Below are 18,699 nucleotides of genomic sequence, written 5' to 3'. Positions count from 1 at the left end.
AACTCGGTATTGGACACCCCAAGGGCCCCAAGGGATAAATGGGGAGAACCACTGAGCGAAGGGAACACCATGAGCGAGCACACGCCCAAGAACCCCGTCGGCCGCGTCTGGCTGATCACCGGCACTTCCTCGGGCTTCGGCCGCGCCATCGCCGAGGCCGCGCTGGAGGCGGGCGACACCGTCGTGGCCACCGCCCGCAACACCGAGGCGCTCGACGATCTCGTCGCCGCCCACCCCGACCGGGCCGTCCCGGTCCGGCTCGACGTCACCGACGCCGAGCGCATCGCCGCCGTTGTGGCCGAGGTCGTCCTCTGGTACGGCCGCATCGACGTCCTGGTCAACAACGCCGGACGCAGCCACGTCGGCGCCGTCGAGGAGACCCTCGACGCCGAACTGCGCTCCCTGATGGAGCTGCACCTCTTCGGCCCCGCGGCCCTGACGCGGGCCGTGCTGCCGCACATGAGGTCTCGGCGTTCGGGTGCGATCGTGCAGATCAGCAGCATGGGCGGGCGCATGTCCTTCCCCGGCGTCGGCGCCTACTCGGCCACCAAGCACGCCCTTGAGGGCCTGAGCACGGCGATGGCCGCCGAACTCGCCCCGCTCGGGATCCGGACCCTGATCGTCGAGCCCGGCGCGTTCCGCACCGGCCTCGCCGGCGGGGCGCAGTCGCAGTCGGCGCCGATCGGCGACTACGAGGGGACGGTAGGGCCGTTCCGCACGGCCTTCCCCGACAGCGACGGCACGCAGCCCGGCGATCCGGCCAAGGCCGCGGCGGCGATCCTGGCGGCGGTCGGGGCCGACGAGCCGCCGCTGCGCCTCGTGCTCGGCGGCGACGCGGCCGATGCGATCGGGTCCGAACTGGAGTCGCAGGCGGCCGAGCTCAAGGCGTGGGAGCCGGTCGCGCGGGGTACCGACTTCGACTGACCCGCGGGGGCGCCGCTTCGCCGATGAGCGGCGCCCCGGCGCGTCGTCAACGCGGAGTTCGGCTCCGAGGCGATCCCCGTTCCGAAGCTCTTGAGCGGCAAGGCGAAGGCCGGTGCGGCAGCGCACCGGCCTCGCGTCGTCGTCAGGCGGCGGCGCCGAGGGCGAGGGCCGCGGCCACCGGCGCCAGGTACAGCAGCGGGAAGGGGACGTGCGAGTACGCGCGCGCCCGGACGACGGTGATGACGGCGCCGGTGAAGTAGAGGATCAGGCCGATCGCGGCCGCCACGCCGATGAACGGCACGAACAGGCCGACGACGAGCCCGACCGCCCCGGCGGCCTTGGCGGTGCCGAGCCAGAACCACCAGGACTGCGGCACGCCGTATTCGGTGATCGGCTCGACGACCCACTTGGCCTTGAGGTAGACCGAGAGGGCCGAGAAGGCGACCCAGGCGGCGGCGATGACGGTGACGATCGTGTAGGCGGTGGACATCGGGATCTCCTGTCGGTTGCGCGCCGGGTGCGGTGGCACCGGGCGGGTGTCTTGCGTCTGCACCCGGTTGAACCCGCGGGCGGCGCGCATGTGACAGGAAATCGGAAATGTGTCGGCGATCACGCCATAGCATCGGGTGTCAGGCGGCTCGACCTGTCCCGATGCCGAGGGAGTCGAAGTCGAAGACGAGATCGGCGCGGTCGCGCGCCTTGCGGATGCGCCGGGCGTTCGGCTCGTCCACCGCCTCGATCCACGTCCGCGTCGCCTCGGGCGACTTCCCGAAGCGCTCGTGCCTGGCCGCCAGCCGCGCCAGGCGCGTCGGCTCGTCGAGCTCGCAGTACCAGACCTCCGTCAGGGCCGCTCGGACGCCGGTCCAGGGCTCGTCGGGCTCGAGCAGGTAGTTTCCCTCGGTCACCACGACCTCGGTCTCGCCGAACACCGGTATCGACCCGGCGACCGGCTCCTCGATGCGCCGGTCGAACGCGGGCGCGTAGACCACCCGGTCCCGCTCGCGGGCGATCCGGTCCAGCAGGCTCCGGTAGCCCTCGCCGTCGAAGGTGTCGATCGCGCCCTTCCGGCCCGCGCGGCCGAGCCGCTCCAGCTCGGCCTGCGCCAGGTGGAACCCGTCCATCGGCACCCACACTGCGCGGGTGCCGCCGGGATCGAGCGAGCGCGCCAGCCACGCGGCGACGGTCGACTTGCCCGCGCCGGGGCACCCGGTGACCCCGATCAGGACCCGGCCGCCGCCCGTGGGCAGCGCCCGGACGCGGGCCAGGAGTGCCTCGCGCCTGCGAGCGGAATCGGATGTGAGATCGCGGAGTTCACCGTCGGTTGCCACGCAGCCGAACCTAGCCGAAGGGGACAGGCCCGTCCAATGAGCCCGGCCGCCTCGCTGCCCGACTCACTGTGCCGAACGCGAGGGTCATACGGCTCTGCGCTGACCCGGAGACTGCCGGTCGGGCGCCTGCCGCTCTCGGCCCGCGTCCGCATCGCGGGCCAGGCGGCGCTCGCGTCGGCCCCTGGCGAGCTCGGTCTCCAAGGCGTCGAGCGGCTGCGCGAAGGCGTCGGCGAAGCGCGCGAGCCAGTCCTGGACGGCGGCGAGACCGGCGGCGTCGACGCCGTACACGCGCCTCGTGCCCTCGGCCCGCACGGTGACCAGCCCGGCCTCGCGCAGGACCCGCAGGTGCTGCGAGGCGGCCGGCTGGGAGATCCCGAACTGCGCGCGCAGCGCCTCCGCGATCGCCCCGGCGGGCCGCTCGCCCTCGTTCAGCAGCTCGAGGACCCGGCGGCGCACCGGGTCGCCCAGCGCGTCGAAGACCTCGCCCGCCATCAGCGCTCCTGAGCCGCCTCGGGCGGCGTCGTGAAGAACGCGACCGAGCTTTCGGCCGCGGCCCTGGCCTTGTCGGGGTCGTCGCCCGCGTCGACCGCGGCCCGCTCCCAGATGCGGGCGGCTTCCCGGTGGAAGGCCACGCCCTCAGGGCCGACGGCCCACGCCTGGTACTCCTCGGGGTCGAGCGGCTCGGCGCCGCCGAGGTGCAGGCCGAGGCCCAGAAGCCCGCCGTCCCAGCCGAGGCCGACCGCACCGGGGCCGAACTGCTCCCACATGGCGGGGTCGACATGGGCCTCGTGGACGAGTTCGAGGGCCGTGCCGGCGCCGGTCTCGCTCAGGTGCACTTCGAGCCATGAGACCTGGCCGCCGAACTCCCAGGTCACGGCGAAGCTCTCCGGCCTGTCGCAGCGCTCGACGACGCCGCCGGCGTTGCCCTCGAACTGGTAGCGGCCGCCGACGGACAGATCGCCGCTGATCGGCAGGAACCAGCGCGGAATCCGTTCGGCGCTGGTGAGGGCGTCCCAGACGTCCTCCCGGTCGGCCTTGTACTCGCGGCGCGCGACGGCGATCTTGGTCGGTTCGCCGTCGCGCGCGCCGTTGCGCACTTCGCGCGTGACCAGCCGCGCGGTCTGGATGGGATCGGGCATCGGTGCCATGTCTCCTCCTAATATAAGTTCAGACTTATATTAGGGAGCCGAAGCGGCCGTGTCAAGGGTGGTTCCGGGGCGCAACCGGGGTGACGCCGGACCCATGTGAAAACTTTCACAAGCGCGAGTTTTTGAACATGTTCAGACGTAGTTTCAAGGCATGTCGGTCCATGAAGTCCTCGCCCAGATGTCCGATGTGGCCCCGACGGCGCTCGCCTCCGCCGAGCCCGCGGGACTGCTCCCGGCACGGCAGCAGATGGCGCTGTCCCTGGGCTGGCACATCATCATCGCCTGCTTCGGCGTCGCCTTCCCCGCCATCATCTTCGTGATGCACCTGCGCGGCATCCGCCGAGGTGACCAAGTGGCGCTCGACCTGGCGAAGCGGTGGGCCAAGGTCTCCGCCGTCCTGTTCGCCATCGGCGCCGTCTCGGGCACGGTGCTCAGCTTCGAGATGGGCCTGCTGTGGCCCGGCCTGATGGGCACCTTCGGCGACGTGCTCGGCCTGCCCTTCGCGTTCGAAGGACTCGCGTTCTTCCTAGAGGCGATCTTCCTCGGCATCTACCTCTACGGCTGGGGCCGCATACCGCCGAAGCGGCACGTGCTCATGGTGCTCCCGATGGCCGTGACCGGCGTGTTCGGCACCTACTGCGTCATCGCGGTCAACGCCTGGATGAACGTGCCCACCGGCTTCCGGATCACCGACGGCGAGATCACCGACGTCGAGCCCTGGAAGGTGCTGTTCAACGGGCACGCCTTCATGCAGTTCGGGCACATGTGGGTGGGCGCCTACATGGTCACCGGGTTCGCGATCGCCGGCGTGTACGCCGTCGGCATGCTGCGCGGGCGCCGCGACCGGCACCACCGCCTCGGATTCCTCGTGCCGTTCGCCTTCGCCACGATCGCCGCCCTCGCCCAGCCCTTCGTCGGGCACTTCCTCGGCGACGGCCTGGCCGACCGGCAGCCCTCCAAGCTCGCCGCGTTCGAACTCGCCGAGACCACCGGCGACGGCCCCTCCCCGCTGCGCCTCGGCGGCGTTCTCATCGACGGCGAGGTCAAAGGCGCCCTTGACATTCCCTATCTCGGCTCGATCATCGCGCAGAGCTCCTTCACCGAACCGGTGCCCGGTCTCGACACGGTCCCCGTCGAAGACCGGCCGCCGGTCAACATCACCCACTTGGCCTTCCAGACGATGGTCGGCATCGGCCTGCTGTTGATGCTCGCCGTGCTGCTCTACTGGTTCATGCGCTGGCGGGGCAGGGACCTCTTGGACCATCGCTGGTTCCTGCGGTGCTGCGCGACAGCCGGGCCCCTCGCCGCGGTGGCGCTGGAGGCCGGATGGATCGCCACCGAGGTCGGCAGGCAGCCGTGGATCGTCTACGGCGTCATGCGGACCGCCGAGGCCGTCGGCGACTACACCGCGCGCCTGTGGTGGGTCCTGGGCGGTTCGGTGCTGCTCTACGGCGCGATGACGTTCGGGGCCGCGATCGTCCTGCGGTCGATGGCCCGGCGCTGGAGGCGCGGCGACTCGGACCTGCCGAGCCCGTACGGCCCCGAACTGGTCGGCACGGCCACCGGTAAGGGCACCGACGCGGGGGAGGAGCGGCGATGAGCCTCGAGATCGCGGTCGCGGCCGCACTGTTCGTCGGCGTCATCGCCTACGCCGTGCTCGGCGGCGCCGACTTCGGGTCCGGCTTCTTCGACCTCACCGCCGGAGGCAGCCGCCGCGGCGCCGAGGTGCGCACCCTGATCGACCGCAGCATCGGTCCGGTCTGGGAGGCCAACCACGTCTGGCTGATCTACGTCCTCGTCACCTGGTGGACGGCGTTCCCCTCCTCGTTCGCGGCGGCGATGACCACATTGATCGTGCCGCTGCTGCTGGCGCTGATCGGCATCGTCCTGCGCGGGGCGAGCTTCGCGTTCCGCAAGTACAGCGAGACGCTCGGCCAGGCGCGGCTGTTCGGAGCGGTCTTCGCGATCTCCTCAGTGCTGGCGCCGTTCTTCTTCGGCACGGTCGCGGGCGCTCTCGCCTCGGGCCGTGTTCCGGCCGACGGGCACGGCGACCTGTGGTCGTCCTGGCTGAACCCGACCTCGCTGTTCGGCGGAGTGATCGCGGTGGGCACGTGCGCGTTCCTGGCGGGCACGTTCCTGACCGCCGAGGCGGCCCGCGGCGGCCAGACCCGACTGGCCGAGCGGCTGCGGGTCCGCTCGCTCGCGGTCGGGGCGGTGACCGGCGCGGTGGTGTTCGCCGCGCTCATACCGCTCACGGCGGACGCCCCGACGCTGAGCGACGGGCTCACCGGCCGGGCCGCGCCGCTCATCGTGCTCTCGGCGCTGGGCGGGGCCGCGACGCTGCTCCTGCTCGTCCGACGCCGCTACGGCGCTTCGCGCGCCACGGCCGTCATCGCGGTGGCCTCGGTCGTCTCGGGGTGGGGCTTCGGCCAGTACCCGTGGATCCTGGTCGACCACACGACGATCAGCGACGCCGCGGGGGCGCCGGCGACCCTCCAGGGCCTGCTGGTGGCCGTCGGCGTCGCCGCGGTCGTCGTCGTACCGGCGCTGCTCTACCTGTTCCGCCTCACCCAGTCGAAGGAGTGGACGAGCGGCGCGGGCCACTGATCAGCCGCGGTACCAGGCCGGTTCCTTGGTGACCGTGTGGCCGCCGCTCATGAACCGCTGGTGCACCTCCGGGCTCTGCAACATCAGCAGCTTGTTCGGCACCGGCGCGCTGGCCTCGTCGAGCCGGGCCACCTGCTCGGCCGTCAGCTCGAACTCGACCGCGGCCAGGTTCTGCTCGAGCTGCGCGGTGTCGCGGGCGCCGATGATCACCGAGGCGACGGCGCGGCGCCTGACCGCCCAGTTCAGCGCCACCTGCGCCATGCTCCGGCCGACCTCCTCGGCGATGCCGCCCAGCACGTCGAGGAGGCGCCAGTGACGGTCGTCGAAGCCGCCGAGCATCTCGCGGAAGTACCGCTGGGAGGCGCCGTTGAGCCGCCCCTCGCCGTCCACATGGTTCCCGTCGCGGCGGTACCGCCCGGTCAGGAACCCGGCGGCGAGCGGGCTGTAGGACACCAGCCCCATGCTCAGGTCGAGGGCGGCGGCGGTGTGCTCGACCTCGACCTCGCGGTCGGCCAGGGAGTACTCGAGCTGGAGCGCGGCGACCGGCTCCCAGCCGCGCCACCGGGCCGTCATCTGCGCCTTGGCCGCGTACCAGGCCGGCACGTTCGACAGGCCCACGGCGCGGACCTTGCCCGAGCGCACCAGGGCGTCGAAGGTGGACATGATCTCCTCGACCGGGGTGACGGTGTCCCAGATGTGGACCCAGTACAGGTCGATGTAGTCGGTGCCGAGGCGGCGGAGGGAGTCCTCCAGCGTGGCGAGCATGTTCTTGCGCCCGTTGCCGACCCGGTTGGGGTTGCGGCTGCCGCCGCCGTGGGAGTACTTGGTGGCCAGCACGACCTGGTCGCGCAGGGCGGGGTCGGCGAGGAACTTGCCGAGCATCGCCTCGCTGCGGCCCTGCGCGTACATGTCGGCGGTGTCGACGAAGTTGCCGCCGGCTTCGAGGTAGCGGTCGAGGATGGCGCGGGCGGCGGCCTCGTCGCTGCCCCAGTCGTCCTGGGCGAAGGTCATCGTGCCCAGGGCGAGTGGGGAGACGCGCAGGCCGCTGCCGCCGAGGAGGTGGTAGGCGTTCATCGTGGTCACGGATAGGCTCCTTGCTGAGAAGAACAAAAGCGGAGTGTTGGTTCCGCTTTCAATATACGGAACATCAATTCCGTTTGCAAGGAGGGGGCGCCTTGAACGCCGAACGGTCGCTGCGCGCAGACGCGGCGCGCAACCGCGCCCAGGTCATGGAGGCCGCCGAGACGCTCATCGCCGAGCGGGGATTCGGGGTGCCGGTCAGCGAGATCGCCAAGAAGGTGGGCGTGGGCGTGGGCACCGTCTACCGCCACTTCCCGACCAAGGAGGCCCTGTTCGAGGCCATACTGACCCGCAAGATGCACGAGCTGTCCGCCGGCCTGCGCGAATTCGCCGAGCGGGACGACCCGGCCGCGGCCTTCGGCGACTCCCTCGCCTACGTCATCGAGCGCGCCGGCCGCGACCGCTCCCTCTACGAGGGCCTGGCCGCGGCGGCCGACGTCGACCTCGGGCCCGGGAGCGAGCTGGGCGCCGAGATGTTCGACGCCGAGGGCCGCCTCCTCGAACGCGCCCAGGAGGTCGGCGTCGTCCGCCGTGACTTCGGCCCCGTTGAGTTCAAGTCCTTCGTCGCCGGTTGCATCGTCATGGCCGAGCGCGGCGTCGCCCCGGCCCGAGTGGTCGAACTGGCCCTCAAGGCCCTTGCTCCCTGACAGGGGTTGCCGGGCGGGGCGGTGAGCGGCGCGCGGCCCGGCTCCGGCGCTTTGTCCAGTGCCCGAATCCGGTGCCCCGATCGCATTTCGGCTGCGGTCGCCGCCGCGAGCACGGCCCCGACCGCTGCAACGCACGGGGCCGGTGCGCCGAACGGCGCACCGGCCCCGGTTTCGACCGCGTCAACCGGATCGGCGGAGTCGGTCCTCACGATCGCCTCGGGATCGACGACACCGTTCCCCTTCGGAGAGGATCAATCGTCCTCGTCCGTTTCGCGCGTCGGCACCTCGTCGTCGCCGGGGGTCGGTTCTCCATCCGCTCCGGGCGTCGGCTCCTCGCCCGCTTCCGGCATCGACTCCTGGTCCCCGCCGGGCGTCGGCTCCTCGCCCGCTCCGGGCGTCGGTTCTTCGCCACCTCCCGGTGTCGGTTCTTCGGCCCCCTCGTCTTCGGGCTCCTGCGCGCCGGTCGCATCCCCGCCGACCGGGATGGCGGCCGCGAGCTCGCCGAGCTGCTCGGCCGTCGTCCTCAGCGTGCTGCCGAATTCGCCGCTGACGCCCATCTCCACCTCGACGATGGTGCCGTCCGCAAGGCCCAGCAGTGCGCCGTTGACCGGATCGAACTCGATCGCGGTGCGATCGTCCTCGTTGAGGAGGACCTTGGCATAATCCTCGACCAGCAGCAGCGTTCCCTCGGCGGTCTCGCTCCAGCGGCAATCCAGGTCGAGCTCCTCGCACGTGGTGAACTCCTCCATCCGCTCGTCCAACGGCCCCTCGGCCGGAGGGTGAATACTGACGAGGAGCTGTGCCCACTCGCCGGTGGCCGGGAAGTCCACGGACTCGTTGAACCGGTACGCGCCGGACTCGGCGTCGTAGTAGAAGCCGTGGTGTTCCGGCTCGCCCTCGAAGCACGAGTTGGCCACTTCGCCGCCGAGGCTCGCGACGTACTCCTCGAGCGCCTCTCCGTACATCGCCACGGTGTTCAGCTGCTCCTCGGTCGATCCGCCGACCGGCTCGGGACAGTCGCCGCCGGGCCGCTCGACCGGCGCCTCGCCGCTCGAACCCGCTATGGGCGGCGCGGTGGTGCCGTCGCCGCGCTCGAACACCGTGGGGATGGCCGCGATCAGCGCGACGGCCGCGACCGCGGCCAATGTGCCCGCGCCGGCCTGCGCGGTTCGGCGACGCCGCTGCGATCGCTTGGCCGCGGTGACGATGTCGTCGGTGTCGGTGCGGGTGGACGGCGGGGACTCCGCGAGCGCGTCGTTGAACAGCTCGCGCATGTCATGTGGGTTCACGATTCGGCTCCTTGGCCTGTGAGATCAGCGTTCTCATACAGGACGCGCAGCGTCTGCAGCCCCCGCGCGGTCTGACTCTTGACGGTGCCGGTCGAGCAGCGGAGCATCCGCGCCGTCGCCTCGACCGACAGGTCCTCCCAGAATCGGAGGACCAGTGTGGCCCGCTGCCTGGGTGGCAGCTGGGCGAGGACGGAGACCGCCGCCAGGCGTTCGTCGTGTCCGCCCGGATCGGCCGGGACGTCGGGCGGCGCGGCGTAGGAGAGCTCGCGGCGGAACCGGCTGCGCCGCGCCTCGTCGATCAGCACACGGGTGATGATCTGGCGGGTGTAGGCGTCGGCCGTCTCCAGCCTTGTCCGGGTCCACTTGGCGTACAACTTGATCAGCGAGGTCTGCACGGCGTCTTCGGCTCTGTGCCAGTCGCCGCACATGAGGAAGGCCGTTCGCAGCAGCGCGCTGCGCCGGGCCTCCACGTACTCGCGGAACTCGGCTTCCTGCTCTGGCGTCATGAGGACCTTTCGTCACGTCTCCGTCGCCCTTTCTACGGAGCGGGCCGCTCGTCGGGTTGCATGCGGCCACGAAGTCCCAATAGAAGTTATAGCCTATATGTCGTGACAATCAAGATATAGGCTATAACCTATAACTGAATGGTGTAAACCCGCTCGCGTCCCGGCGGCCGCAACCGCGATAATCCTCAGGTGCTGCTCACGATCGCGACCACCGCCAGGCCCGCCACCGACCTGGGCCGGCTGCTGCACAAGCATCCGGACAACGTGCAGCGGTTCGACCAGTCCTTCGGCGCCGCATGGGTGCTCTACCCCGAGGCCACTGAGGAGCGGTGCACGGCGGCGCTGATGCTGGAGGTCGACCCGGTCCGCCTCTCCCGCGCGTTCGGCCGCGGCTCCGGCGACGCCTCGCTCCAGCAGTACGTGAACGACCGGCCGTACGCGGCGTCGTCGCTGCTGTCGGTGGCGCTGGGGAAGGTGTTCTCCACGGCCAGGACCGGACGCTGCGACGCCCGCCCCGAACTGGCCGCGGCCGCGATGCCGCTGGAGATCGCGCTGCCGTCCGTGCCGTGCAAGGGCGGACCCGAACTGGTCGAGGAGCTGTTCGCGCCGCTCGGCTGGGCGGTCGAGGCCGAGCCGGTGCCGCTGCCGGGGTTCGATGCGGACTCGCGCCACCTCCGGATCCGGCTGCGCGGCGACGCCAGGCTCGCCGACGCGCTCAACCAGCTGTACGTCCTCCTGCCGGTGCTCGACGACGCCAAGCACTACTGGGTCGACATCGGCGAGATCGACAAGCTGATCCGCTCCGGCGGCGAATGGCTGGCCTCGCACCCGAAGCGCGGCCTGATCACCAGGCGCTATCTGGCGCACCGCAAGTCGTTCGAGCGGGCGGCGATCACGCGCCTCGCCGAGCTCGGCGACGGCACCGAGGACTCGCTCCAGACGCCGATCGAGGAAGAGGCCGAGGGCGTGGAGGCCGGGGCCGCGAGTCCCGCGGTCGAGGCCGCCGAAACGACCGGGGCCGATCACCCCGCGAGCGCGGCCGCTGGAATCGCAGACCCCGCGGCCGACGGCCGCAAGACCGCGGCCGCCGAAACCGCCGGGACCGAGCGTTCTGGGCCGCTGCACCGCAAGCGGATCGCCGCCGTGCTCGAGGCGCTCCATGAAGCGGAAGCGAGCTCGGTCATCGACCTCGGCTGCGGCTCGGGGAAGCTGCTGTCCAAGCTGCTCAAGGACCGCCGGTTCTCCCGCGTCACCGGCGTGGACGTCTCGTCCCGGGCGCTCGACCTGGTCGAGCGGCGGCTCCGGCTCGACCGCATGCCCGAACGCCGAGCCGAACGCCTCAACCTCCTCCAGGGCTCGGTGGTCTACCGCGACCGCCGCTTCGCCGGGTTCGACGCCGCGGTGCTCATGGAGGTCGTCGAGCACATCGACCCCGGGCGGCTCCCCGCCATGGAGCGGGTCGTGTTCGCCGCCGCCCGGCCCCGGACGGTCGTCGTCACCACGCCCAATGTGGAGTACAACGTCCGCTACGGCATGGACGAGCACCGGCTCCGCCACGCCGACCACCGGTTCGAGTGGGACCGCGCACGGTTCACCGCGTGGGCCTCCGAGGTCGCCGCCCGCCACGGCTACCGGCTCCGCATCACCGGTATCGGCGACGACGACCCCGAAGTCGGGGCCCCGACCCAGATGGGAGTGTTCGATCGTGCCTGAAACGACTGTCTCTGCAACGGCCGCAACCGAGATCAGCGTCCCCGAACTGTCGCTCGTCGTCCTCATCGGCGTCTCGGGCTCGGGCAAGTCGACCTTCGCCGCCCGCCACTTCAAGCCCACGCAGGTGATCTCCTCGGACTACTGCCGCGGCCTGGTCGCCGACGACGAGACCGACCAGACCGCCACCCCCGACGCCTTCGCGCTGCTGAACCACATCGTCGGGGTGCGGTTGCGCCGCGGCCTGCTCACCGTCGTCGACGCCACGAACGTGCAGCGCCACGCCCGTGCCGAGCTCGTCAAACTCGCCAAGGACCACCACGTCCTGGTCGACGCGATCGTGCTCGACGTCGACCCCAAGCTCGCCGCCGCGCGCAACGAGGCCCGGGCCGATCGCGACTTCGGCGAGGCCGTGGTCCGCCGCCAGCACCGCGACCTCAAACGGAGCCTCAAGGGGCTGGGCAAGGAGGGCTTCCGCCGCGTCCACCGCCTCTCCGGGCTCGAAGCGGTCGAGTCCGCCGCGATCGCCTACGAGAAGGCCTGGAACGACAGGACCGACGAGACCGGCCCGTTCGACCTCATCGGCGACGTCCACGGCTGCCGCTCCGAACTCGAGACCCTCCTGGCGAAGCTCGGCTGGGAGATCGAGCGCGACGCGGGCGGCCGCGCCGTCGGCGCCGCGCACCCCGAGGGCCGCAAGGCCGTCTTCGTCGGCGACCTCGTCGACCGCGGACCCGACACGCCCGGCGTCCTGCGGCTGGTCATGGGCATGGTCGAGGCCGGGAACGCGCTGAGCGTGTGCGGCAACCACGAGCAGAAGCTCGTCCGAGCCCTGCGCGGCAAGAAGGTCAAGGTGGCGCACGGCCTGGCCGAGTCCCTCGCCCAGCTCGAGATCGCGGGGGCTGAGTTCCGCGACCACGCAGAGTCCTTCATGGATGGACTGGTCAGCCATTACCGGCTCGACGGCGGCCGCCTCGTCGTCGCGCACGCGGGCCTGAAAGAGGAGTTCCACGGCCGCGCCTCGGGCAAGGTCCGCTCCTTCGCGCTCTACGGCGACACCACCGGCGAGACCGACGAGTACGGCCTGCCGGTGCGCCTGCCGTGGGCCCGCGACTACCGGGGCCGGGCCACAGTGGTCTACGGGCACACGCCCACCGCCGAGCCCGAATGGGTCAACAACACCATCTGCCTCGACACCGGCTGCTGCTTCGGCGGCAGGCTCACCGCCCTGCGCTACCCCGAGCGCGAACTGATCAGTGTGGACGCCGAACGCGAATGGTACGAGCCGGTCCGCCCGCTCGACGCCGCGCCGGAGCGCGAGCCGACCACACTGGACTTCGACGACGTCGCCGGCGACCGCCACCTGAAGACGGACCTGCACGGCACCGTGAAGGTCCGCGCCGAGAACGCCGCGGCGGCCCTGGAGGTCATGAGCCGCTTCGCCGACGACCCCAGGAGGGTCCTGTACCTGCCGCCGACGATGGCCCCCGTCGACGCCTCCGCGCTGGACGGCTTCCTGGAGCACCCCGTCCAGGCCTTCGACCACTACCGCGAGCGCACGCGCCAGGTCGTGTGCCAGGAGAAGCACATGGGCTCCCGGGCCGTGGCGCTGGTCTGCCGCGACCCCGAGACCGCACGGGGGCGCTTCGACCTCGACGCGGGCCCGGCGGGCGCGGTGCTGACGCGCACCGGCAGGGCGTTCTTCGAGGAGGACGCCCTCACCGACGAACTGCTCGCCCGGATCGCCCGCGCCGCCGAGGCCTCGGGCCTGTGGGACCACCTCGGCACCGACTGGATGATGCTCGACTGCGAACTCCTGCCGTGGTCGGCCAAGGCCCGCGAACTCGTGGAAGACCAGTTCGCGTCCGTCGCGGCCGCGGGCATCGCGGCGCTGCCCGCCGCCAGGGAGGTCCTCGACGCGGCGGCCGCACGCGGCCTCGACGTCGCCGACCTGGCATCGCGCACCGAGGAGCGGCAGGCGAACATCGAGGCCTTCGCCGAGGTCTACCAGCGCTACTGCTGGCCGACCGACGGCCTCGAAGGCGTGCGCCTGGCGCCGTTCCAGATCCTGGCCACCGAGGGGAAGAACCGCGCCGACCACCGCCACGACTGGCACCTCGGCCTCATCGACGCCCTTGCGGACGCCGACGGGACCGGAACGCTCCTGAAGACCGCCCGGAAGTTCGTCGCGCTCGGCACCGACGACGAGCGGGCCGCCACCGACTGGTGGACCGAGCTGTGCGAGGCGGGCGGCGAAGGCATGGTCGTCAAGCCCGTCATGGAGACCCGCCGGGCGGGCGGGCGACAGGTCCAGCCGGGCCTCAAGGTCCGCGGCCGCGAGTACCTGCGCATCATCTACGGCGCCGACTACACCGAGCCCGAACAGCTGCAACGGCTCCGCCAGCGCCACCTGGGCCACAAGCGCTCGCAGGCCCTGCGGGAGCACGCCCTCGGCGTCGAAGCGCTCGATCTGCTCGCCTCCGGCGCTCCCTTGTGGCGCATCCACCAGATGGTCTTCGCGATCCTGGCACTGGAATCCGAACCGGTCGACCCGCGCCTGTAGCGGCGAGGACGCGCCCCACGTCCGCGTGGACTGAATCGCTTAACATTGTTGAGGAAACCCGTTGCACGACGACGCCGTCGATATGCGATCGACCGTTGCGGCCTTGCATCTCCCTGGAGGAACCGTTGCCCGACCGCGATACCGTCCACCTGCGGCGCCAGGCGGTCGACAACGACGGCGGCAATGACGAGGACAGCAGTGGCAGCGATGACGGCGGTGCCGACGCGACCGCCCTGCTCGGCCCGCCGAAGCGAAAGCGCCTGCGAGACCACCGGTCCACCGTCATCGACCTGCGCGGCGGGAAGCGCCCGAAGCGCGAGACCCGGCTCGACATGGGCGTCACGATGGTCACCGACACCCGCACCGGAGCCGAACGCGACGAGACCCCGCCTTCGGCGCCGAAACGCCGCCGCAGGCTCCTCATCGGCACCGGCGTGCTCGCCGCCGTCGCGGTGCTGACCGTCTCGCTGGCGGCGGCCTACGGCGGCGACGCCGGCGGCGCGGTCGGCGGCGAGTGCGTCTACAACGCCGACGAGGCGGCGATCGCGCCCGGCGGCGGCTGGAGGACCCAGCCGTGCGCCCTGCCCTCCCCCTCCCGGGAGCGCTACCAGGTGCTGCTGCGCATCGAGGGCACCGCCGAAGCCGACGCCTGCGGCGAACACCTGTCGTCCTGGGGCGCCGAGGGCGACCGGGCGGCCGCCGTCGGCGCCGGCTCCCGCCCGGCCGTCCTCTGCCTCGTCTTCGTGAACTGAGACCCGAACTCGCAAGGAGCCACGGTGGAATCCGGCATCAGCATCGCTGACCGCTACGTACTGGAGAAGCTCATCGCCACCGGCGGCATGGGCGCGGTGTGGCGAGGCCGCGACGCGCAACTGGACCGGCCGGTCGCGATCAAGCTGCTGCGGAACTCGGTCTTCCAGGACAACGACGAGGCCCGGCAGCGGTTCGAGCGCGAGGCCCGCGCGGCGGCGAAACTGAAGGGCTCGGGTTTCGCCGTGGTCCACGACCACGGCACCTGCCTGGTCGGCGACGAGGACGTCGCCTATCTGGTGATGGAGCTCGTCGAAGGCGAGTCCCTGTCGGCGCTGCTCGACCGCGAGGAGCAGCTCACGCCCGAGCAGACGATGGCGATCGCCGGTGCGGTGGCGGACGCCCTGCGCAGCGTGCACCGGAAAGGGATCGTCCACCGCGACATCAAGCCCGGCAACATCCTCATCGAGGAGGACGGCACCGTCAAGCTCGTCGACTTCGGCATCGCGCGGATCAACGACGTCACCTCGCTGACCTCGACCGGTGTGGCGCTGGGGACGCTTCACTACGCCTCGCCCGAGCAGGTGGACCTCAAGGAGATCACGGCGGCCTCCGACCTCTACTCGCTCGGCGTGGTCGCCTACGAGTGCCTCACGGGGGAACCGCCGTTCCCCTCGAACGACCGCACGGCCGTGGTCGCCGCGCACCTGAACGCCGCGCCGCCGCCGCTGCCCGAGTCGGTGCCGCCGCGGGTCGCCGGGGTGGTGATGACGGCGCTGGAGAAGGACCCGAAGGACCGGTGGGAGTCGGCGGGGGCGTTCGCCGAGGCGTGCCGGGCGGCGGCGGACGGCGACGCGACCGTGCTGGTGGCGCTCAAGCCGCGGCAGGCGGAGCAGCCGTCCGTCGAGCCGGTGCCGACGCCGAGGCGGCTGCCGGGGCTGTGGTCGTGGCGGTTCGGGTTCGTGGCGGTGGCCGTGGTGGCGATCATGCTGCTGACCGCGGTGTTCGCCTGGGCGCCCGGGCTGCTCCCCGACGGCACGACCGCTGGAGAGAGCCCGGAGACAGGTACATCCACAGAGGAGGAAATACGGTCCGACGGCGGCTCCGCGACGGCCTCGGCGGCGGCCGATGAGACGACGGAGGAGGCCGCTTCGCCCGAGGAGAGCACCGGGACGGCAGCGGGCGCCGGTGACGAGGAGGGCGAGTCCGGCGGCGGGAGCACCGATGAGAGCACCGGTGGGAACAGCGGCGGCTCAGGTGAGGAGGACACCGGCGTTGAGAGCGGCGGCGATGACGACTCCGGCGGTGGCACCGGCGGTGATGACGGCGGCAGCAGCGGCGAGAAGATCCCGGACCTGTACAGCGTTCCGATCGCCGAAGCCCAGGCGGATTTGAACGCACGGGGCTTCGACAACGTCGTACCGCAGCAGCACATGAGCAAGGAAGGCGACGGCAGCCTCGACGGCTGCGACGTCGTGATGCAGGACCCGAGCGCCGGGACGATGGCGGACTACGGGGACACGATCACTCTCTACTACTACTCCTTCGCCACGCATCTGTGCTGGTAGCCGAGCATTGCCGTCAACCGATGGCGGCGGCCCCGGCGGTCGGCCCGGCAAGTCCCCAGGGGAGCGCACGCGGCCGCGGCCCCCGCCTCGTGCTCGCGGGGGCCGATGAGCGGCCGGGTCAGGCGCGCCCGTGCGGGGTCGGCTCGACCACGTGCGGGTGGGACAGCGAGTTCGGCGCGTCGAGATTGGCGCCCTCGTCGACGCCCATGCCGAGCCGCTCGACGAGCTCGCCGCCCAGCCAGGCGGTCGCGATGGCCAGCGCCACCCCGGTGAAGCTGAAGATCAGCGCCCACACGCCGGGGTCCCAGGCACCGTCGCCCGAGCGCAGCAGCCAGCTCACGGCGAACAGCGCCAGCACCACGACGTTGCCCAGCCCGTGCACGAGCCCGATCCGCTTGGCCCGGGTCGCGCCCGGGATCGCGAACCAGTCGACCCAGCCGAACACGGCGGCCACCACGCCGCCGATGATCCCGGCGGCGATCGCGTAGGCCGAGGCGACGGTGAACCCGTCCTCGTCGGTGATCAGGTACAGGATGTCGAAGATCGCGGCCGTCCCCAGCAGCCCCAGCGGGAACGCGATCAGCATCGGGTGGATCGCGTGGCCGCCGGCCTTGGCGTGACTCTCCATGACGCCTCCCAACGTCGAAGGATGCCTGCCGTGGATACCCGATGCGCGACCCGGTACACGCTTCTTAGGGGACGGTGTACCCGGCGGCGCGGAACAGCTCGTACCACTCCGAACGGGTCAGCGGGACCTCCGAGCCGTGCGCGGCCGCGTCCACGCGCTCGGGCGTGGTGGTGCCGATGACCACCTGCATCTGCGCCGGGTGCCGCGTGATCCATGCGGTGGCGATCGCCAGCGGCGGCACGTCGTACTTCGCCGCGATCCGGTCGATCACCGTGTTCAGCAGCGCATAGCGCGGCGAGCCGAGGAACGGCCCGTCGAAGAAGCCCGCCTGGAACGGCGACCAGGCCTGCACGGTGATGTCGTGCAGGCGGCAGTAGTCGACGATGCCGTCGTCGCGGCTGATCGACTGGTCGAGCCCCTGCATGTTCGCGGCCACGCCCTGGGCGATCAGCGGGGCGTGCGTGATCGAGAGCTGCACCTGGTTCGCGACGATCGGCTGCGCGACGTACTTGCGCAGCAGGTCGATCTGCCGCCCGGTGTGGTTCGAGACGCCGAACGCGCGCACCTTCCCGGCGGCGGCGAGGTCGCTGAACGCGCGGGCCACCTCCTCGGGCTCGACGAGCGCGTCCGGGCGGTGGAGCAGCAGGATGTCGATGTAGTCGGTGCCGAGCGCCGCCAGCGAGCCGTCGACGGACTCGGTGATGTGCTCGTAGGAGAAGTCGAAGTACGGGCCGTCCTTGACGATGCCGGTCTTGGTCTGGATCACCAGGCGCTCGCGCTCGGCGGGCCGCAGCCGCATCGCCTCGGCGAAGCGCCGCTCGCAGCCGTGGACCTCGCCGCCGTAGATGTCGGCGTGGTCGAGGAAGGTGATGCCCGCGTCGAGGGCGGTCCCCACCAGAGCGCGCACCTCCTCGTCGGTCTTCTCCTGGATGCGCATGAGGCCGAGCACCACGTTCGGCGCGGTGATGTCGGTGCCGGGCATTGTGAACGTCTTCATCGGGTTCCTTGCGGGTCAGGCGGCGGAGAGCCGGGCGATCTGGGCGGGGGTGAGTTCGAGGTCGGCGGCGCCGGCGGAGTCGCGGATGCTCTCGGGCCGGGACGCGCCCGGGATCGGGACCACCACGGGGGCGAGCGCGAGCTGCCACGCGAGGGCGACCTGGTAGACGCTGGTGCCGGTCTCGGCGGCGACCTCGTTGAAGGCGGCGTGCCTGCTGCCCAGCTCGGGCGCGTTGCGGATGCCGCCGAGCGGGCTCCACGGCAGGAAGGCGACGCCGAGCTTCGCGCAGTGCTCGAGTTCGCCCTCGCTGGAGCGGAAGCGGGGCGAGAACTGGTTCTGCACCGAGGCCAGGCGCCCGCCGAGGATCTCGTTCGCCTCGTCGATCTGGGCGATGTCCGCGTTCGAGATGCCCGCCGCGAGGATCACGCCCTCGTCGAGCAGGTCGCGGAGCGCGCCGATCGAGTCGGCGTAGGGGACGTCGGGGTCGGGGCGGTGGAACTGGTAGAGGCCGATCGCCTCGACGCCGAGCCGCTTCGCCGAGGCCTTCGCGGCCTCCTTGAGGTACTCGGGGCGCCCGTTCTTCGTCCAGCTGCCGTCACCGGGGCGCAGATGGCCGCCCTTGGTGGCGACGAGGACCTCGTCGGGGCCCGCGCCGCGCTCGCGCAGCGCCCGGGCGATGAGCGACTCGTTGTGGCCGACCTCGCCCGCGTCGCGGTGGTAGGCGTCGGCGGTGTCGATGAGGGTCACGCCCGCGTCGAGCGCCGCGTGGATCGTGGCGACCGACCGGGCCTCGTCCGGCCTGCCCTCGATCGACATCGGCATGCCGCCGAGGCCGATCGCCGAGACGCTGCGGTCGCCGATGGTGCGCTGCTGCATGGAGCCCTCCTTGGGAGCGGATTGCCGTGGGACGCGGACCATCCTACGAAGCGTTAATCTAGAAGTCCAACAAATCTT

Annotated in this window: 18 protein-coding genes; 8 read left to right on the top strand and 10 right to left on the bottom strand. The window is 71.6% G+C overall.

What is annotated here, in order from left to right; genetic code table 11:
* The first annotated feature begins 69 nt into the window (after positions 1 to 69).
* Entirely contained in the window at positions 70 to 924 is an 855-nt protein-coding gene (locus tag H613_RS0114465) for an oxidoreductase (RefSeq protein WP_026924378.1), read from the top strand.
* Positions 925 to 1,066: 142 nt separating this feature from the next.
* Here the strand turns inward: H613_RS0114465 and H613_RS0114460 are convergent, their stop codons facing one another.
* From H613_RS0114460 to H613_RS0114445, 4 genes are all read right to left on the bottom strand, one after another.
* On the bottom strand, positions 1,067 to 1,414 hold the full coding sequence (locus H613_RS0114460; RefSeq protein WP_026924377.1) for a DoxX family protein: 348 nt from the start codon (positions 1,412 to 1,414) through the stop codon (positions 1,067 to 1,069).
* Positions 1,415 to 1,553: 139 nt separating this feature from the next.
* Positions 1,554 to 2,252 carry a nucleoside/nucleotide kinase family protein gene (locus H613_RS26625; protein ID WP_051393360.1) on the bottom strand — a complete coding sequence of 233 codons (699 nt, stop codon included), beginning with the start codon at positions 2,250 to 2,252 and terminating at the stop codon, positions 1,554 to 1,556.
* 84 nt (positions 2,253 to 2,336) lie between these two features.
* The gene (locus H613_RS0114450; protein ID WP_026924376.1) at positions 2,337 to 2,744 is read right to left on the bottom strand and encodes an ArsR/SmtB family transcription factor; all 408 of its coding nucleotides are present in this window, start codon (positions 2,742 to 2,744) and stop codon (positions 2,337 to 2,339) included.
* Positions 2,744 to 3,400 carry an SRPBCC domain-containing protein gene (locus H613_RS0114445; RefSeq protein WP_026924375.1) on the bottom strand — a complete coding sequence of 219 codons (657 nt, stop codon included), beginning with the start codon at positions 3,398 to 3,400 and terminating at the stop codon, positions 2,744 to 2,746. Before H613_RS0114445 ends, H613_RS0114450 begins: the two co-directional genes overlap by 1 nt.
* Positions 3,401 to 3,551: 151 nt before the next feature.
* Between H613_RS0114445 and H613_RS0114440 the strand changes: the two genes are divergently transcribed.
* A complete protein-coding gene (locus H613_RS0114440; RefSeq protein WP_211234832.1) occupies positions 3,552 to 5,000 on the top strand; it encodes a cytochrome ubiquinol oxidase subunit I in 1,449 nt (482 codons plus the stop codon).
* On the top strand, positions 4,997 to 6,007 hold the full coding sequence (locus tag H613_RS0114435; RefSeq protein ID WP_026924373.1) for a cytochrome d ubiquinol oxidase subunit II: 1,011 nt from the start codon (positions 4,997 to 4,999) through the stop codon (positions 6,005 to 6,007). Before H613_RS0114440 ends, H613_RS0114435 begins: the two co-directional genes overlap by 4 nt.
* Here the strand turns inward: H613_RS0114435 and H613_RS0114430 are convergent, their stop codons facing one another.
* The gene (locus H613_RS0114430; RefSeq protein ID WP_035738168.1) at positions 6,008 to 7,081 is read right to left on the bottom strand and encodes an aldo/keto reductase; all 1,074 of its coding nucleotides are present in this window, start codon (positions 7,079 to 7,081) and stop codon (positions 6,008 to 6,010) included.
* Between the two features lie 101 nt (positions 7,082 to 7,182).
* On the opposite strand from H613_RS0114430, the gene H613_RS0114425 reads away from it, so the two are divergent.
* Complete coding sequence (locus H613_RS0114425; protein ID WP_026924371.1) at positions 7,183 to 7,734, top strand: TetR/AcrR family transcriptional regulator; 552 nt, start codon at positions 7,183 to 7,185, stop codon at positions 7,732 to 7,734.
* A gap of 251 nt (positions 7,735 to 7,985) precedes the next feature.
* On the opposite strand, the gene H613_RS0114420 is transcribed toward H613_RS0114425, so the two are convergent.
* Positions 7,986 to 9,023, bottom strand: coding sequence for a hypothetical protein (locus H613_RS0114420; protein WP_156926038.1), 1,038 nt, complete (start codon positions 9,021 to 9,023; stop codon positions 7,986 to 7,988).
* Positions 9,020 to 9,529 (bottom strand): SigE family RNA polymerase sigma factor, encoded by a 510-nt coding sequence (locus H613_RS0114415; RefSeq protein WP_026924369.1) that lies wholly within the window; start codon positions 9,527 to 9,529, stop codon positions 9,020 to 9,022. Before H613_RS0114415 ends, H613_RS0114420 begins: the two co-directional genes overlap by 4 nt.
* A 189-nt stretch (positions 9,530 to 9,718) precedes the next feature.
* On the opposite strand from H613_RS0114415, the gene H613_RS0114410 reads away from it, so the two are divergent.
* From H613_RS0114410 to H613_RS29325, 4 genes are all read left to right on the top strand, one after another.
* Entirely contained in the window at positions 9,719 to 11,242 is a 1,524-nt protein-coding gene (locus tag H613_RS0114410; RefSeq protein WP_026924368.1) for a 3' terminal RNA ribose 2'-O-methyltransferase Hen1, read from the top strand.
* The gene (locus H613_RS0114405) at positions 11,235 to 13,802 is read left to right on the top strand and encodes a polynucleotide kinase-phosphatase (protein ID WP_156926037.1); all 2,568 of its coding nucleotides are present in this window, start codon (positions 11,235 to 11,237) and stop codon (positions 13,800 to 13,802) included. Before H613_RS0114410 ends, H613_RS0114405 begins: the two co-directional genes overlap by 8 nt.
* Before the next feature lie 125 nt (positions 13,803 to 13,927).
* Complete coding sequence (locus tag H613_RS0114400) at positions 13,928 to 14,554, top strand: hypothetical protein (protein ID WP_026924366.1); 627 nt, start codon at positions 13,928 to 13,930, stop codon at positions 14,552 to 14,554.
* Between the two features lie 24 nt (positions 14,555 to 14,578).
* Complete coding sequence (locus H613_RS29325) at positions 14,579 to 16,120, top strand: serine/threonine-protein kinase (RefSeq protein WP_051393358.1); 1,542 nt, start codon at positions 14,579 to 14,581, stop codon at positions 16,118 to 16,120.
* 118 nt (positions 16,121 to 16,238) lie between these two features.
* Here H613_RS29325 and H613_RS0114390 read toward each other — a convergent pair whose 3' ends face one another.
* The 3 genes from H613_RS0114390 to H613_RS0114380 all read right to left on the bottom strand — a co-directional run bounded on the left by H613_RS0114390 (position 16,239) and on the right by H613_RS0114380 (position 18,621).
* Positions 16,239 to 16,748 (bottom strand): DUF2231 domain-containing protein, encoded by a 510-nt coding sequence (locus H613_RS0114390; protein ID WP_026924365.1) that lies wholly within the window; start codon positions 16,746 to 16,748, stop codon positions 16,239 to 16,241.
* A gap of 64 nt (positions 16,749 to 16,812) precedes the next feature.
* Positions 16,813 to 17,745, bottom strand: coding sequence for an aldo/keto reductase (locus H613_RS0114385; RefSeq protein WP_026924364.1), 933 nt, complete (start codon positions 17,743 to 17,745; stop codon positions 16,813 to 16,815).
* Positions 17,746 to 17,760: 15 nt separating this feature from the next.
* Positions 17,761 to 18,621 (bottom strand): aldo/keto reductase, encoded by an 861-nt coding sequence (locus H613_RS0114380; protein ID WP_026924363.1) that lies wholly within the window; start codon positions 18,619 to 18,621, stop codon positions 17,761 to 17,763.
* Positions 18,622 to 18,699 lie beyond the last annotated feature (78 nt).

Source organism: Glycomyces arizonensis DSM 44726 (assembly GCF_000482705.1).
Classification (GTDB): Bacteria; Actinomycetota; Actinomycetes; order Mycobacteriales; family Micromonosporaceae; genus Glycomyces; species Glycomyces arizonensis.
This window is presented reverse-complemented; position numbering and strand designations above follow the sequence as displayed.

Bases quoted from the DNA above. Each gene is read 5' to 3' on its own strand.
- H613_RS0114465 (WP_026924378.1), top strand. From the start codon at position 70: ATGAGCGAGCACACGCCCAAGAACCCCGTCGGCCGCGTCTGGCTGATC.
- H613_RS0114385 (WP_026924364.1), bottom strand. From the start codon at position 17,745: ATGAAGACGTTCACAATGCCCGGCACCGACATCACCGCGCCGAACGTG.
- H613_RS0114445 (WP_026924375.1), bottom strand. From the start codon at position 3,400: ATGGCACCGATGCCCGATCCCATCCAGACCGCGCGGCTGGTCACGCGC.
- H613_RS0114430 (WP_035738168.1), bottom strand. From the start codon at position 7,081: ATGAACGCCTACCACCTCCTCGGCGGCAGCGGCCTGCGCGTCTCCCCA.
- H613_RS0114415 (WP_026924369.1), bottom strand. From the start codon at position 9,529: ATGACGCCAGAGCAGGAAGCCGAGTTCCGCGAGTACGTGGAGGCCCGG.
- H613_RS0114440 (WP_211234832.1), top strand. From the start codon at position 3,552: ATGTCGGTCCATGAAGTCCTCGCCCAGATGTCCGATGTGGCCCCGACG.
- H613_RS0114380 (WP_026924363.1), bottom strand. From the start codon at position 18,621: ATGCAGCAGCGCACCATCGGCGACCGCAGCGTCTCGGCGATCGGCCTC.
- H613_RS0114390 (WP_026924365.1), bottom strand. From the start codon at position 16,748: ATGGAGAGTCACGCCAAGGCCGGCGGCCACGCGATCCACCCGATGCTG.
- H613_RS0114435 (WP_026924373.1), top strand. From the start codon at position 4,997: ATGAGCCTCGAGATCGCGGTCGCGGCCGCACTGTTCGTCGGCGTCATC.
- H613_RS0114450 (WP_026924376.1), bottom strand. From the start codon at position 2,744: ATGGCGGGCGAGGTCTTCGACGCGCTGGGCGACCCGGTGCGCCGCCGG.
- H613_RS0114460 (WP_026924377.1), bottom strand. From the start codon at position 1,414: ATGTCCACCGCCTACACGATCGTCACCGTCATCGCCGCCGCCTGGGTC.